The sequence below is a fragment of the Falsigemmobacter intermedius genome (assembly GCF_004054105.1).
GTDB classification, from domain to species: Bacteria; Pseudomonadota; Alphaproteobacteria; order Rhodobacterales; family Rhodobacteraceae; genus Wagnerdoeblera; species Wagnerdoeblera intermedia.
Window position 1 is genome coordinate 119369 of record NZ_SBLC01000007.1, and the last position, 13114, is coordinate 132482.

16 protein-coding genes are annotated in these 13114 nt (G+C 64.5%); 11 read left to right on the forward strand and 5 right to left on the reverse strand.

Annotated features, from left to right (window positions below):
* Positions 1–14: 14 nt before the first annotated feature.
* From lepB to EP867_RS06865, 4 genes are all read left to right on the forward strand, one after another.
* A complete protein-coding gene (lepB, locus tag EP867_RS06850) occupies positions 15–803 on the forward strand; it encodes a signal peptidase I (protein WP_128487482.1) in 789 nt (262 codons plus the stop codon).
* Positions 800–1486: a ribonuclease III gene (rnc, locus tag EP867_RS06855; RefSeq protein WP_128487484.1), complete on the forward strand. Its 687-nt coding sequence runs from the start codon at positions 800–802 to the stop codon at positions 1484–1486. The genes lepB and rnc overlap by 4 nt, the downstream gene beginning before the upstream one ends.
* On the forward strand, positions 1483–2454 hold the full coding sequence (era, locus tag EP867_RS06860; RefSeq protein WP_128487486.1) for a GTPase Era: 972 nt from the start codon (positions 1483–1485) through the stop codon (positions 2452–2454). Before rnc ends, era begins: the two co-directional genes overlap by 4 nt.
* 165 nt (positions 2455–2619) lie before the next feature.
* Complete coding sequence (locus tag EP867_RS06865; RefSeq protein ID WP_128487488.1) at positions 2620–2958, forward strand: DUF1491 family protein; 339 nt, start codon at positions 2620–2622, stop codon at positions 2956–2958.
* An 18-nt stretch (positions 2959–2976) separates the two neighbouring features.
* Here EP867_RS06865 and EP867_RS06870 read toward each other — a convergent pair whose 3' ends face one another.
* Complete coding sequence (locus EP867_RS06870; RefSeq protein WP_128487490.1) at positions 2977–3453, reverse strand: AraC family transcriptional regulator; 477 nt, start codon at positions 3451–3453, stop codon at positions 2977–2979.
* 157 nt (positions 3454–3610) lie between these two features.
* Between EP867_RS06870 and EP867_RS06875 the strand changes: the two genes are divergently transcribed.
* Both EP867_RS06875 and EP867_RS06880 read left to right on the forward strand, forming a co-directional pair.
* Positions 3611–3985: a translation initiation factor 2 gene (locus EP867_RS06875; protein WP_128487492.1), complete on the forward strand. Its 375-nt coding sequence runs from the start codon at positions 3611–3613 to the stop codon at positions 3983–3985.
* Positions 3986–4141: 156 nt separating this feature from the next.
* Positions 4142–5101, forward strand: a complete 960-nt coding sequence (locus EP867_RS06880; protein ID WP_128487494.1) for an acetyl-CoA carboxylase carboxyltransferase subunit alpha — start codon at positions 4142–4144, stop codon at positions 5099–5101.
* 78 nt (positions 5102–5179) lie between these two features.
* On the opposite strand, the gene EP867_RS06885 is transcribed toward EP867_RS06880, so the two are convergent.
* Complete coding sequence (locus EP867_RS06885) at positions 5180–6199, reverse strand: zinc ABC transporter substrate-binding protein (RefSeq protein WP_164888785.1); 1020 nt, start codon at positions 6197–6199, stop codon at positions 5180–5182.
* A 58-nt stretch (positions 6200–6257) separates the two neighbouring features.
* On the opposite strand from EP867_RS06885, the gene EP867_RS06890 reads away from it, so the two are divergent.
* From EP867_RS06890 to EP867_RS06900, 3 genes are read left to right on the forward strand one after another with little or no spacing between them, the layout of a single operon-like run.
* On the forward strand, positions 6258–6764 hold the full coding sequence (locus EP867_RS06890; protein WP_241656846.1) for a Fur family transcriptional regulator: 507 nt from the start codon (positions 6258–6260) through the stop codon (positions 6762–6764).
* A complete protein-coding gene (locus EP867_RS06895; RefSeq protein WP_128487498.1) occupies positions 6751–7551 on the forward strand; it encodes a metal ABC transporter ATP-binding protein in 801 nt (266 codons plus the stop codon). The genes EP867_RS06890 and EP867_RS06895 overlap by 14 nt, the downstream gene beginning before the upstream one ends.
* Positions 7544–8338, forward strand: a complete 795-nt coding sequence (locus EP867_RS06900; protein WP_128487500.1) for an iron chelate uptake ABC transporter family permease subunit — start codon at positions 7544–7546, stop codon at positions 8336–8338. Before EP867_RS06895 ends, EP867_RS06900 begins: the two co-directional genes overlap by 8 nt.
* Here EP867_RS06900 and EP867_RS06905 read toward each other — a convergent pair.
* The 3 genes from EP867_RS06905 to EP867_RS06915 form a co-directional block, all read right to left on the reverse strand.
* On the reverse strand, positions 8335–8721 hold the full coding sequence (locus tag EP867_RS06905; RefSeq protein ID WP_128487502.1) for a hypothetical protein: 387 nt from the start codon (positions 8719–8721) through the stop codon (positions 8335–8337). The two genes, EP867_RS06900 and EP867_RS06905, sit on opposite strands and share 4 nt — an antisense overlap.
* Positions 8722–8784: 63 nt before the next feature.
* Positions 8785–9819: an alkane 1-monooxygenase gene (locus EP867_RS06910; protein WP_241656847.1), complete on the reverse strand. Its 1035-nt coding sequence runs from the start codon at positions 9817–9819 to the stop codon at positions 8785–8787.
* Positions 9820–9905: 86 nt separating this feature from the next.
* Positions 9906–10664: a BUD32 family EKC/KEOPS complex subunit gene (locus tag EP867_RS06915; protein ID WP_128487504.1), complete on the reverse strand. Its 759-nt coding sequence runs from the start codon at positions 10662–10664 to the stop codon at positions 9906–9908.
* Between the two features lie 156 nt (positions 10665–10820).
* Between EP867_RS06915 and ftsY the strand changes: the two genes are divergently transcribed.
* Both ftsY and EP867_RS06925 read left to right on the forward strand, forming a co-directional pair.
* Positions 10821–11966: a signal recognition particle-docking protein FtsY gene (gene ftsY, locus EP867_RS06920; RefSeq protein ID WP_128487506.1), complete on the forward strand. Its 1146-nt coding sequence runs from the start codon at positions 10821–10823 to the stop codon at positions 11964–11966.
* Between the two features lie 117 nt (positions 11967–12083).
* Positions 12084–12995, forward strand: a complete 912-nt coding sequence (locus tag EP867_RS06925; protein ID WP_128487508.1) for an EamA family transporter — start codon at positions 12084–12086, stop codon at positions 12993–12995.
* Positions 12996–13114: the final 119 nt, after the last annotated feature.

The window sequence follows — 13114 nt, forward strand, 5'->3', positions numbered from 1 at the left end:
AGGAAAGACGGAAAATGGCAGCCAAAGCGGAAAAAAAAGACGGCATCTTTGAAACGGTGAAGACCGTGGTCTACGCGGTTGCGATCGCGGCTGTCTTTCGGACCCTGCTGTTTCAGCCCTTCTGGATCCCGTCGGGCTCGATGAAGGAAACGCTGCTGATCGGGGATTTCCTCTTCGTCAATAAGATGGCCTATGGCTATTCGCGCTATTCCTGCCCCATGGGGCTTTGCCCCTTTGAGGGCCGCCTGCTGGCCTCAGAGCCTGAGCGCGGTGATGTGGTGGTCTTCCGCCATCCGGTCAACGGCTCGGATTTCATCAAGCGCCTGATCGGCCTGCCCGGCGATACCGTGCAGATGGTGGACGGCAAGGTGGTGCTGAACGGTCAGGAACTGCCCCAGACCCCGGCCGGAGATTTCATTGAGACCTATGAGCCCCAGGGTCCGATGAGCAATGAGCCGCGCTGCGCCAATGCCCCGGTGGGCCAGGGCGGCACCTGCATCAAGCCGCGCATGATGGAGACGCTGCCCGGGGGGCACAGCTATCCGGTGCTTAATATCGACAACGGCGGCTTCGCCGATAATACCCCGGTCTTCACGGTTCCGCCGGGGCATTACTTCTTCCTTGGTGACAACCGTGACAACAGCCAGGACAGCCGCTACGGCCGCGCCGTGGGTGGGGTGGGCTTTGTGCCCGCGGAAAATCTGATCGGTCGCGCTGACCGCATCATGTTCTCTTCGGCGGGCAAGTCGCTCTTCTTTTTCTGGACCTGGCGGGCAGATCGTTTCTTCAAGGCAGTACAGTGAGACTCTCGGCAGACCTTCAGGCATTTCAGATCAAACTCGGGCATGACTTCCGCAGGCCCGAGCTTCTGGTCCGCGCCCTGACCCATCCCTCCATCGCCACCGCCACCCGGCCCGACAACCAGCGGCTGGAGTTCCTCGGCGACCGCGTGCTGGGCCTTGTGATGTCCGAAGCCCTGCTGATGGCCGACCGTGCCGCCTCCGAAGGCCAGCTTGCCCCGCGCTTTAACACCCTCGTGCGCAAGGAAACCTGCGCTGAGGTCGCGCGTGAGCTTGGCATCGGCGATGTGCTGCGCCTTGGCCGCTCGGAAATGCTTTCCGGCGGGCGGCGCAAAGAAGCGCTTCTCGCCGATGCCATGGAGGCGGTGATCGCCGCCGTCTACCGTGATGCGGGCTTTGAAGTGGCCAAGGCCCTGGTGCTGCGCCTCTGGGGCAACCGCGTCACGGAGGTCCGCGCGGATGCGCGCGACCCCAAGACCTCGCTGCAGGAATGGGCCCAGGCCCGCGGTCTGCCGCCGCCGAGCTACACAGAAATCGCCCGTGAGGGTCCCCCTCACGAGCCCCGCTTCACCATCGCCGTCCGCCTCGCCTCCGGCGAGGAGGAACAGGCGAAAGCCGGTTCCAAACGCGCCGCCGAACAGACGGCCGCCCGCACGCTTCTCGCGCGCCTGGAGACTACCTCATGAATGACGACATCCACGACACCCCCGAAACGCCCGAGACGGTTTTTGCCGAAGGCCCGCAGCGCGCGGGCTTTGTCGCTCTCATCGGCGAGCCGAACGCCGGCAAATCGACGCTCCTGAACCGTATGGTCGGCGCCAAGGTCTCGATCGTGACGCATAAGGTCCAGACCACCCGCGCCCGCATCCGCGGCGTGGCCATGGCGCCGGCCGCCAATGCGCAGATCGTCTTTGTCGACACTCCGGGCATCTTCCGTCCGCGCCGCCGCCTTGACCGTGCCATGGTCACCGCCGCCTGGGGCGGTGCTGCCGATGCCGATCTGGTCGTGCTGCTGATCGAGGCGCACCGCGGCCTCACGGAAGGCACCAAAGCCATCATCGAGGCGATCCGCGACAAGCTGCCGGGCAAAACCAAAGTGGCGCTTGCGATCAATAAGATCGACCGCGTCAAAGCCGAAACCCTGCTCGCGCTGACCCAGGAAATGAACGAAGCCTATCCCTTCGTCAAAACCTTCATGGTCTCAGCAGAACGCGGCTACGGCGTTGAGGATCTGCGCAACTGGCTAGGCAATGAGCTGCCCGAGCACCCCTGGCTCTACCCGGAAGACCAGATCGCCGATCTGCCCATGCGCATGATCGCGGCCGAAGTCACCCGCGAAAAGCTGACCCTGCGCCTTCACGAAGAGATCCCCTATCAGCTGACCGTTGAGACCGAAAAGTGGGAAGACCGCAAAGACGGCTCCACCCGGATCGATCAGCTGATCTATGTCGCCCGCGACGGCCACAAGGGCATCATCCTCGGCGCCGGCGGCTCGACCATCAAAGCGGTCTCCACCGCCGCCCGCCAGGAGCTGACCGAATTCCTCGGCCGTCCGGTCCATCTGTTTTTGCAGGTAAAAGTCCGCCCCGAATGGCTCAATGAAAAAGAGCGCTATTCGGAAATGGGCCTCGACTTCAAAGACGGCGACGCCTGATTTTGGTTTTTTAAAAATACTCCGGGGCCCGGGGCAGCGCCCCGGACCTCTCCACCCGGACCAACGGCCCCGGCTGACGCCCCCGCCCGCAGCGCCGACCCCGGGGCATCCCACGGCACCGCCACTGCCCCGCCTCTCTCCCCCAGCCCGCGCCAGGGACATAATATGAGCCCCCCCCGTCTTACCGCTGATTTCTGGGTGAAAGCCTATCTCGCCCGGCTCCGGCTGACGGATATTGCTGCCTACGTCACCGCCAAAGGCGATCCGGACGCAGGCTCAGTCGTGGTGAAATGCGCCACCCTCGACGGTCAGGCCCGCGCTTTCTGCCGCAGCTATGATCTTATGAGTGGCGCCCGTCTCTGGATGGAACTCGCCTCCGGTCCGGAGACCGAGGTTGATGAGGCCTTACAGCGCGCGCGCAGCCGCGACCCCGACCTCTGGATCATCGAGATTGAGGACCGTCAGGGCCGCACCCTGCTCGATGAGCCGGGACTGGCTGAGTGAGACCGGGCCTGACCCGTCTCAGCCCAGAACCGGGACACAGATCAGGATCTCAGCGTCATCGGGCTGGACACCAGGCTCAAGACTGTCGGCATAAAGTTCAAAAGGCTTGCGGCTGTCATCAATCTGCTCACCCGAGCCCGGGATCCACTCGTCATAAAGCCAGCACCAGGCTTTCATCAGACTGTTGAATCCCCCCTTATGGGTCAGCACCGCATAGCGGCCCGGCTTCAGGTCAGAGGGGGTCATCCCCTCAGGTGCCGCCATCACCTCTGACATCAGCACGCCCAGATCGGCGCGCTGCTCTTCCGGCGGGGTGGTGCCGGGATCATCGTGATAAAAACCGACAATAGCCTCAACCTCGGGGGCGAAAACCTGCGCGGCGGCCAGAATTTCCTCAAGCTTTTCAAACCCTTTTTCAACTTCGGAATAGGGCCCCGTCCAGGGCATCAGCAACATGGGCTGCTGTTCAAGGGTTGTCACTCGTACCGGATACATAGGGGGCTCCTTAACTTATTTGCAGGAAACGCCCCGACAGGCCCCGAGTTTCCCGGCGCATGCATTTAAAACAAGTTTTCGAGGAAGGATCACATACTCTTGATTAACTAAATTCTTGGATGATTAATGGTGGAATTAATCAACCTTAAAGATAGTCATGAAGACCTTTCTCCTGATCGGCGCAGTTCTTGTCTCCGGCTGTGCAACGATCACCCGTGGCAGCGAAGACGTGCTGCAGATTGTCACCCAGCCCTCCGGGGCCCAGGTGCAGACCAGCAATGGGATGAGCTGCGCTTCCACCCCCTGCGCGCTGAAAATGCCGCGTCGATCCGACCTCGTGGTCACGATCTCAAAGCCGCGCTGCCAGACGGCTCAGGTCAATGTCACCCACAGAACGGCGGATGCCGGGGCAGCCGGGATGGCCGGTAACGTCCTCGTCGGCGGCCTGATCGGCCTTGCGGTGGATGCCGGCAGCGGCCCGACCCAGGAGCTGGTCCCCAATCCGGTCACGGTCAATCTGAACTGCCGCTGAGCGGTGCCTGCCCCGCTGCCCCGGCCCTGTGCCTGCGGCGGGGCAGCCCCCCGACCGGGGTCAGGCCTGGTCAAATGCGGATCGGACGCGTGATCGGGTTGAACCTGCGGCCACACTTCTCCATATAGGCAGGGTTCCTCCGGAGGTCCGTAGTTGATGCAATATCTCGAATTCGAAAAACCCCTCGCTGAAATCGAAGGCAAGGCGGAAGAGCTGCGTGCCATGGCACGGGCGAATTCAGAGGCTGACGTCAGCAAAGAAGCCGATGCGCTTGACCGCAAGGCCGAAGCGCTGCTGAAAGACCTCTATAAAGACCTGTCGGCCTGGCGCAAATGCCAGGTGGCCCGTCACCCTGACCGGCCGCATTGTAAAGATTACATCGACACGCTCTTCACTGAATACACCCCGCTTGCGGGCGATCGTAACTTCGCTGACGACCATGCCGTCATGGGCGGTCTGGCGCGGTTTAACGACCAGCCGGTCGTGGTGATCGGCCAGGAAAAAGGCCATGACACCAAGTCGCGCATTGAGCGCAACTTCGGCATGGCCCGCCCGGAAGGCTACCGCAAAGCCGTCCGCCTGATGGAAATGGCGGCCCGCTTTGGCCTGCCGGTCATCACTCTGGTCGACACCCCCGGTGCCTATCCCGGCAAAGGCGCGGAAGAGCGCGGCCAGTCCGAAGCCATTGCGCGCTCGACTGAGAAATGCCTGCAGATCGGCGTGCCGCTGATCTCGGTCATCATCGGTGAAGGCGGCTCGGGCGGCGCCGTGGCTTTTGCCACCGCCAATAAAGTCGCCATGCTGGAGCATTCGGTTTATTCGGTCATCACGCCGGAAGGCTGCGCCTCGATCCTGTGGAAAGACGCCGACCGCGCCCGCGACGCCGCCGAAGCGCTGCGCCTGACCGCGCAGGATCTGCTGAAACTCGGCGTGATCGACAAGATCATCCGCGAGCCGCTGGGTGGCGCACAGCGCGACCGCGAAAGCACCATTGCGGCCGTGGGCGATGCCATTGCCGCAATGCTGAAAGATCTGAACGGCAAATCGCCCGAGGCTCTGGTCAAGGCGCGTCGTGAGAAGTTCCTCGGCATGGGCGCGCGCGGCCTCGCCGCCTGATCGCATCGGGCTTTGTAAAAGAAACACCGGCAGCGCCTCTGGCCTGCCGGTGTTTTTCATTCAGAAACAGCAGATTGGTTATTTCAGGCAGTCGCTGATCTTTACTGCCAGATCCCGCATCAGCGCCGCATAAAGCCCCGGCCCTTTCGGCAGTGATGAGCCTGACGGATCCAGCGCCGCGCCCTTTTTTACCGAACTCCCCTCAAGCACGGTGTCAAGAAGCCGCTCAGACTGGCCCACCTCCGGGAAGGCGCAGACCACCTTCTCTTCACTGAGGCGCGCGCGCAATGCGCTCAGATGCTGCGCCCCGGGCCCCGCCGCATCGCCCCCCGCCACGGTTCCCGCAGCATGCAGCCCGTAATGTTCCGTGAAATAGCCATAGGCGTCATGGCCCAAGACGAAGGGACAATCCTTCACCGGGGCCAGCAGGTCGCGCAATTCACCGTCGAGCGCCCGCAGTGATGCGGCGGCGGCTTTGGCATTGGCCTCATAATCGCCGGCATGATCGGGATCTGCCTCAGAGAGATGACGCGCGATCAGGGTGAGCCAGTAGAGCGCATTGGCCGGCTCCAGCCAGGCATGCGGATCATTCGCGCCATGGGCGTGGTCATGCCCCTCATGATCGTGGTGGTTATCATGGTCCCTGGCTTCATGGTCATGCCCTTCGTGACCATGGGCGTCATGGTCGTGACCGGCGTGGTCGTGATCCCCGTGATCGTGATATTCATGGTCATGGTCATGCCCGTGACCGCCAGCGGCTTCTGCCCAGGCCCGCAGTCGGGTGCCCGGGGCCTGCAGCAGCGGCAGAGCAGACGGACCGCCGCCTTCCAGCGCGCGCGCCATCCAGGGCGCCATATCCGGCCCCGTCCAGATCACCAGATCTGCCCGCGCCAGGGCCGAAGCCTGGCTGGGGCGAAGAGCAAAGTTATGCCCATCCCCCGCTTCATCCATCAGCAGCACCGGCTCTGCCCGCTCTCCGGCGACCAGCGAGACCAGCGCGTGCACCGGGGGCAGATCCGTCACGATGCGCAGCTCTGCCGCCTGCAGCATCAGCGGCATCAGCGAGACGACCGCCGAAGTGCTTAAGAATTTCAGCATCACGGGCTCCTTTGCGGGCTTTCCTTCGGGCGACAGTTTCTGTATGTGATAATATAACATGTCAAGCGGTGAAATTCGGATGCATCCCACGGCCTTTCATCACCACGAACACCACCACTGCACCGGTGCGGTCCTCGAGCAGGCGGAACTTCGTGCCCGCGAGGCAGGCGTGCGGCTGACCCCGGTGCGCCGGCGCACGCTGGAGATCCTGCTGGAGGAACATCGCGCCATGGGGGCCTATGAGGTGCTGGACCGGCTGGCCACAGAGGGCTTTGGCCGTCAGCCTCCCGTGGTCTACCGCGCCCTGGAATTCCTTGTGGAACAGGGGCTTGCGCACCGCGTCCAGCGGCTGAACGCCTTTGCCGCCTGTATGCATCCGGCGGAAGATCATGAACCCGCCTTCCTGATCTGCCATCTGTGCAAACGCATCGCCGAGGCCCCCGCCGATGAGATCCGCGCGGCGCTGATCGCCACGGCGTCCGCCTTTGGCTTCAAGGTTGAAGGCATGAGCCTGGAGGCCACCGGGCTTTGCCCCGATTGCAGCGAGGGCGATGATGCTCGTTGAGGCAAAGGGGCTGACCATCCGGCGCGGCAGCGAAACACAGCTCGCGGCGGTCGATTTTCATATCAAAGCCGGTGAGATTGTCACCGTGCTGGGGCCGAACGGCTCAGGTAAATCGACGCTGATGCGTGCGCTTCTGGGAATTTTGCCACCGTCTTCGGGCGAGGTGCGTCGCGCGCCGGGGCTGGTGATCGGCTATGTGCCGCAGAAACTGGCGGTTGACCACAATCTGCCGATGACGGTGCGCCGCTTCCTCTCGCTGCCCAAACGGGTCAGCGATGCTGAGGCTTTTGCCGCCCTCAGCCGCACCGGCGTCGATTCGGCCTTCGCGCAGCGGCAGATGTCGGCGCTTTCAGGCGGGCAGCTGCAGCGCGTCCTTCTGGCCCGGGCGCTGCTGGCCAAACCACAGCTTCTGGTGCTGGATGAGGCAACCCAGGGCCTGGATCAGCCGGGAGAGGCGGCCTTTTACCGCCTGATCGCCGAGATCCGCGAAGAGACCGGCGCGGCAGTGCTGATGGTCAGCCATGATCTGCATGTGGTGATGGCCGCCTCTGACCGGGTGGTCTGCCTGAATGGCCATGTCTGCTGCGAGGGGACGCCGCGGGTGGTGTCAAATGCGCCGGAATATCGCGCGCTCTTCGGGCTTGGCACCCAGGGGGCGCTGGCGCTTTACCGCCATGAACATGACCACGGGCATGATCACAGCCACGACCAGGCCCCCGGCCTGCATCTGCCCGCCACCCATCACCACGGACCCGGCTGCAACCACGGACATGCCCATAATGCCTGATGAATTTCTGATCCGCGCGGGTCTTGCCGGAGTGGGCGTGGCCCTGGCTGCCGGGCCTTTGGGCTCTTTCGTGATCTGGCGACGGATGGCTTATTTTGGGGATGCGACTTCTCACGCCGCTATCCTTGGTGTGGCACTGGCGCTTGCGCTGAACCTGCCGGTGCTGGCGGGAACGGCGATCGTGGCGCTGGCTATGGCGGGGACCGTTTCGGCCCTGGCCGGGCGCGGCTGGGCCATGGATACGCTGCTGGGTGTGATTGCGCATTCGGCGCTGGCCTTCGGGCTGGTTGCCGCCTCGCAGATCCCGGGGGCGCGGATGGGGCTGGAGAGCTGGCTTTTCGGCGATATCCTCGCGGTCAGCCGCGCCGATCTTTGGGTGATCTGGGGCGGTGCTGCGGTGGTTGTGGCGCTGCTGGCCTGGCGTTGGCAGGCGCTTTTGACCTGCACGCTGAATGAGGATCTGGCGCAGTCGTCAGGTCTGCATCCGGGGCGCGAGCGGCTGATCCTGACGCTGGCTCTGGCGCTGACGGTTGCGGTCTCTCTGAAGGTGATCGGGGCGTTGCTGATTGCGGCGATGCTGATAATCCCGGCGGCCGCCGCGCGGATCGTGACCCGCACGCCTGAGAGCATGGCCGCGACGGCGGCAGGGCTGGGCGCATTGGCCGCCCTTGGTGGTCTTTTCCTTTCGTTTCAAAAGGATACAACGGCCGGCCCTTCGATCGTGGCGGTGGCAGCTGTTCTTTTTGCGGTGCTTCTGGCGTCAGGTGCGCTGCGCCGCAGGGGTTAAACGCCAAGGCCCAATTCCGGGCAGTTCAAGGGTGCGGCACTGCGCGAGGCTTCGGTGAGTGAGCGGGTCTGGCCGAGGCCCAGAAACTGCGCCGAAAGGCCGGATGCCGCGACCTCAAAGCGCCAGCATTGTGGCGCATCGCGGTGCTCATAGAGAAAGCAGATCCGGCCCGGCTCAGGCTCAGTCCAGGTGCCATAGTGGCAGGCGCCGCCTTCAGACTGCCAGATGACCCGGCGATCCCGCAGATATTGCTCGGCTCCATAGGGGGTGCCGTGGCTCTGCCACCGCAGGGTCTGCCCGGTCACTGAGGCTTCAAAGCCCGCCCCGTCCAGCGCATCTGCGGGGGAGGCCATGAGAAGAACCAGAAACAGGGATGCACGCATAACAACCTCCACCCTCACAGGAAGCAGAGTGGCAGATCGCCACCGCCTGCGGCCAGTCACATTTCAGCGCGGCAGATGTCTGTGCATCACCCGAAACCACAGCGGCGGCATCAGCGCGAGGACGGCCATCACCGGAAGGCTGTAGGGCAGCCGCAACCCGCCCTCCGGGAGCAGAAGACCGGGATAGGCGCGGCGCGGATTGGCATGGTGATCGGCATGACGCGGCGCATTCAGCATCAGCGCCGAGGAGGCCCAGGCCGGTGCATCCCAGGAATGCTGCGGGCCGATCGGCTCCAGCCGCCCGTCGGGCTGCCGCGCGCGACGCAGCCCGTAATGCTGCACATAGTCCGACAACAGCAGTTGCACCTGGGCATAAGCCGCCAGCCCCGCCCAGATCAGCACGCCCCGCGCACCGCCGAGCGCCAGGGACAGCGCCGCCGTGGCCAGTGTGATCGCCGCATAGATCCGATAGGGCGAAGACGCCCCCGCCCGCAAAGCCGCCTCTGCGGCGCGGCCGGCGCGATATTCCGCAGGCCAGACCCGCAGCAGATAGCGCCAGAACCCCTCCCCCCGCCGGGCGGTATTGGGGTCGCTGTCACTGGCCACATAGCGGTGATGTACCAGTCGGTGCGCCGAGGCATGATGTCCGTAACCTATTGTTGAATATAGAAGAACACCAAGACCACGCAGAAAGCGGCTGTCGCGGTGGATCAGTTCATGCGCATTGGAATTGGACACCTGCCCCAGCCAGAGCGCAAAGCCCGCAAACAGCGCCAGCCGCGCGCCTGTGCTCAGGGACGGATCGGGCTGAGACAGCCGCCAGATCAGCCAGGGCAGCAGCAGAAGATGCAGCACCGCCAGCACAACGCAGAGGGCCTGCGCCGCCGGAAACTCCTCTGCCTCAGGCACCAGGGGGGCGGCCAGCGCGGCAAAGCGGTCCAGCGCGGCGACCATAACCGCAATAAAGATCAACGAAAGTGGCGCAGCCCAGCCGCCACAGGCCGCCCCGAACAGAAACAGCGCCACCGGCGCCAGCGTCATCGCTGAAAACAAAGACAGCGCCCGGCGCGTGGCAGCAGTTCCGGCAAAGTCAGTCACGGCATTCACTTTCTGACGGTCCCGTCCTGAGGCAGAACCGTCAGTCTCGCAGTCAGTTCCTGCGAAAAGGTTACACCCTGACTGCCTCAGCGCAAAGTTTCGAGAATCCAGTCGAGGGTGATCGGCATGGCGATCATCTCGCTCGACCCCGCGCGCCGCTTCAGCGCCAGCCGCGAGGCCGGGCGCAGCCAGGCCAGTGCCTTTGCACGCTGCACGAGTGCCCCCGACAGCCCTTCAGGCGCAGTTGCCAGCCAGGCTTTCAGCACGATGCCCGCCTCTTCCGCGCCGTCTGGCCGCAGCGAGAACAGCGAATGCAGCAGTACCAGCATATCCTGCGCCATCAGTTTCCGGCTGCTCTCGCCCCGGCGGTAGCGCTCAAAGTCGATAAGCCGCGCCTGATGACCATCCCAGCAGATATCGCGCAGCTTCGGGCGGCCATGGACCACCCCCGCGCTGTGAAAGGCCCCGAGAGCGCGGCCCGCGGCCTCAAGCGCGGGGGCGAGCTCTGCCGCGCTTTGCGAGCCGCGCAGGAAATGCGCAACCGGCGTGCCGATTTCGGTGGTGGCGAAGAAATCCCGCCCTTCGGCACGGATCGCCGGAACCGGAAGGTCCTGTTTGGCAAGATCTTTCAGCGCCAGGCGGTCGGCCTCAAAGGCGCGACGGCTGTTGCCTTTCAAAAGCCGCCACCACAGCGAGAGGCTGTCTTCCTTTTGCTTCAGCCAGAGCGCTTCGCCGCCGCCCTCGACCCGCTGCACGCGCTGCGGCGGCGCGCTCAGCGCCTGCGCCAGCGCCGCACGCAAAGGGGCGGGAAGGTTGGGGTCGATGTACTCAAAAGCGGGGGGCATGCAAAAATCAGATCCAGAGGCAGCCAAAAGGGGCCGAACCTGCGCCATATAGGCCGGAGCGGGGTGTTTTTCCACCTCCTGCATTGTCTGCGCCGCTTTCCACCGCCCCGGCCTTGCGCTAGCAGAGGGAAAGCCATCACGACTGAGGGGCCGGCCATGTCATTTTTCGGAAAGCTCAAGGAGCGTCTGTTCAAATCTTCCTCCCGCCTCTCGGACGGGCTGGATGAGATTGTCGCCGACCAGAGCAGCACGGCCGCAGATGCCGATACCGGTGCAGAGCCGCCTGCGGCGCCCCCTGCCGCCGCACCTGCCGCTTCTGCCCCCGAGGCCCCCGCTGCGCGGACGGACCCCGCATCGTCCCCTGAGCCCGCCCGCGGGCCGGAGCCGGAGGCAGAACCCGAACAGCCCGCCGCCCGACCCGGCTTTTTCGCGCGGCTGACCGGTGCCGTGATCCCTGAGACCGAGCAGCGCCGTCTGGTCGATGATGAGATGCTGGAGACGCTGGAGGATCTGCTGATCCGCGCCGATATGGGTGTGGAAACCGCAGCCCGCGTCACCGCCAATATCGCCGAGGGCCGCTTTGGCCGCCGCATCAGCGCGCGCGAGCTGCGCGAGGCGCTGGCCGGTGAAGTCGCCCGCATCCTGGAGCCTGTAGCGAGACCGCTGCCGATCTATCCCAAGCGCCCGCAGGTGGTGCTGGTTGTGGGGGTCAATGGCTCCGGCAAGACGACGACCATCGGAAAACTCGCCTCGCAGTTCCGCGCGGCGGGCAAAAAGGTGGTGATTGCCGCTGGTGACACCTTCCGGGCCGCTGCTGTGGAGCAGCTGCAGGTCTGGGGCCGCCGCGCCGATGTGCCGGTGCTGACGGCGGCGCAGGGTTCGGACCCGGCCTCCCTGGCCTTTGATGCGCTGACCCAGGCGCAGCGCGACGGGGCGGATCTTTTGCTGATCGACACCGCGGGCCGGCTGCAGAACCGTCAGGATCTGATGGAGGAACTGGCCAAAATTGTGCGCGTGTTGCGCAAGGTCGATCCGGATGCGCCGCATAACACTCTGCTGGTCCTGGATGCCACCACCGGTCAGAACGCGTTGGCGCAGGTTGAGGTTTTCCGTAAGATCGCCGATGTGACCGGCCTTGTGATGACAAAGCTTGACGGCACGGCGCGCGGGGGGGTGCTGGTGGCGCTGGCCGATAAATTCGGCCTGCCGATCCATGCAATCGGCGTGGGCGAGCAGATCGACGATCTGGCCCCCTTTGATCCGGAAGAATTTGCCCGCGCCCTTGTGGGGGCGTCGGACTGATCGGAGGGGCAGGCGCTGTCCGGGCTGACAGCGCCGGGGGCTTTGCGCCCCCGGACCCCCGCAGAGTATTTGGAAAAAGCCAAAGACCGGCTGCGCTGATGCGAAGGGACGAGGCCTGTGACTGAGCTGATCCTTTCGCTGGAGGGCACCGCCGAGGGGCGGCAGATCGCGCTCTGGCTGGCGCTGCTGGCGGCCTTTTGTCATGCAGTGATGAGTGCTTTGCAAAAGGGCCGCTTTGATCCCTGGCTGATGCGCGGCGGGATGGATCTGACCTATGGGCTGATCGCGCTGCCGCTGGTGATCTTTGTGGCGCCGTTTCCGGCCGCGCATCTCTGGCCCTTTCTGATCGGCTCTTTTCTGCTGCACAGCCTGTTTAAACTGGCGCAGGGGGCGGCGTTTTCCCGCGGGGCTTTTACGGTGGTTTATCCCACCAGCCGTGGCACCGGGGCGCTGGTCTCGATCGCGCTGGCCTGGGTGCTCTTTGGCGAGACGCTGGCGGGCTGGCAATGGGCGGGGCTGGCGCTGCTGATCACCGGGATCGGCGGGCTGGCGCTCTGGAACCTGCGCTATGTGACGATGAGCCGGGAGACCCTGGCCCCGGCGCTGGCCTTTGCCGGTCTGACAGGGGCGCTGGTTGCGCTTTACACCAGCTTTGATGCCTGGGGGCTGCGCGCCTCGGGGCCGGAGCCTTTCAGCTTCATCGCCTGGTTTTTCCTGCTCGACAGTCTGCTCATGCCGTTTCTGGCGCGGCATCGTTTTCGCGCCCTGCCCCGCGCCGATCTGCGGCCCATGGTCCTGCGGGCCATTGCGGGCGGGGTAACGGCCTGGATCAGCTTTGGCTCAATTCTCATTGCGACGCGGATCGGCAATCTGGCCGAAGCTGCGGTGGTGCGCGAAACGGCGACGGTCTTTGCGGCGCTGCTGGGCTGGCTGATCCTTGGGGAGCGTTCACGCCCGCAGCAGATTGCGCTGATGGGTCTCATTGCGCTTGGCGCGATCGGGGTCAAACTCTTCGCCACAGCCTCGTGACGGGTTCTGCCCCAAAGCAGACCCGTGACAGAGGCCCGGGCAGAAGGTTATCTTTGCGTGAAAGTGATGGCCTGGCGCTTGTGCCGCCCGGGGCGGGCTGCGAAAAACCCGGTCAGATC

Excerpts from the sequence above, each read along its gene's own strand:
- EP867_RS06890 (WP_241656846.1), top strand. The coding sequence starts at position 6,258 with ATGTCAAGCGGTGAAATTCGGATGCATCCCACGGCCTTTCATCACCAC.
- ftsY (WP_128487506.1), top strand. The coding sequence starts at position 10,821 with ATGTCATTTTTCGGAAAGCTCAAGGAGCGTCTGTTCAAATCTTCCTCC.
- era (WP_128487486.1), top strand. The coding sequence starts at position 1,483 with ATGAATGACGACATCCACGACACCCCCGAAACGCCCGAGACGGTTTTT.
- EP867_RS06885 (WP_164888785.1), bottom strand. The coding sequence starts at position 6,199 with ATGCTGAAATTCTTAAGCACTTCGGCGGTCGTCTCGCTGATGCCGCTG.
- EP867_RS06915 (WP_128487504.1), bottom strand. The coding sequence starts at position 10,664 with ATGCCCCCCGCTTTTGAGTACATCGACCCCAACCTTCCCGCCCCTTTG.
- EP867_RS06875 (WP_128487492.1), top strand. The coding sequence starts at position 3,611 with ATGAAGACCTTTCTCCTGATCGGCGCAGTTCTTGTCTCCGGCTGTGCA.
- EP867_RS06900 (WP_128487500.1), top strand. The coding sequence starts at position 7,544 with ATGCCTGATGAATTTCTGATCCGCGCGGGTCTTGCCGGAGTGGGCGTG.
- EP867_RS06870 (WP_128487490.1), bottom strand. The coding sequence starts at position 3,453 with ATGTATCCGGTACGAGTGACAACCCTTGAACAGCAGCCCATGTTGCTG.
- EP867_RS06905 (WP_128487502.1), bottom strand. The coding sequence starts at position 8,721 with ATGCGTGCATCCCTGTTTCTGGTTCTTCTCATGGCCTCCCCCGCAGAT.
- EP867_RS06865 (WP_128487488.1), top strand. The coding sequence starts at position 2,620 with ATGAGCCCCCCCCGTCTTACCGCTGATTTCTGGGTGAAAGCCTATCTC.
- EP867_RS06895 (WP_128487498.1), top strand. The coding sequence starts at position 6,751 with ATGATGCTCGTTGAGGCAAAGGGGCTGACCATCCGGCGCGGCAGCGAA.
- lepB (WP_128487482.1), top strand. The coding sequence starts at position 15 with ATGGCAGCCAAAGCGGAAAAAAAAGACGGCATCTTTGAAACGGTGAAG.
- EP867_RS06880 (WP_128487494.1), top strand. The coding sequence starts at position 4,142 with ATGCAATATCTCGAATTCGAAAAACCCCTCGCTGAAATCGAAGGCAAG.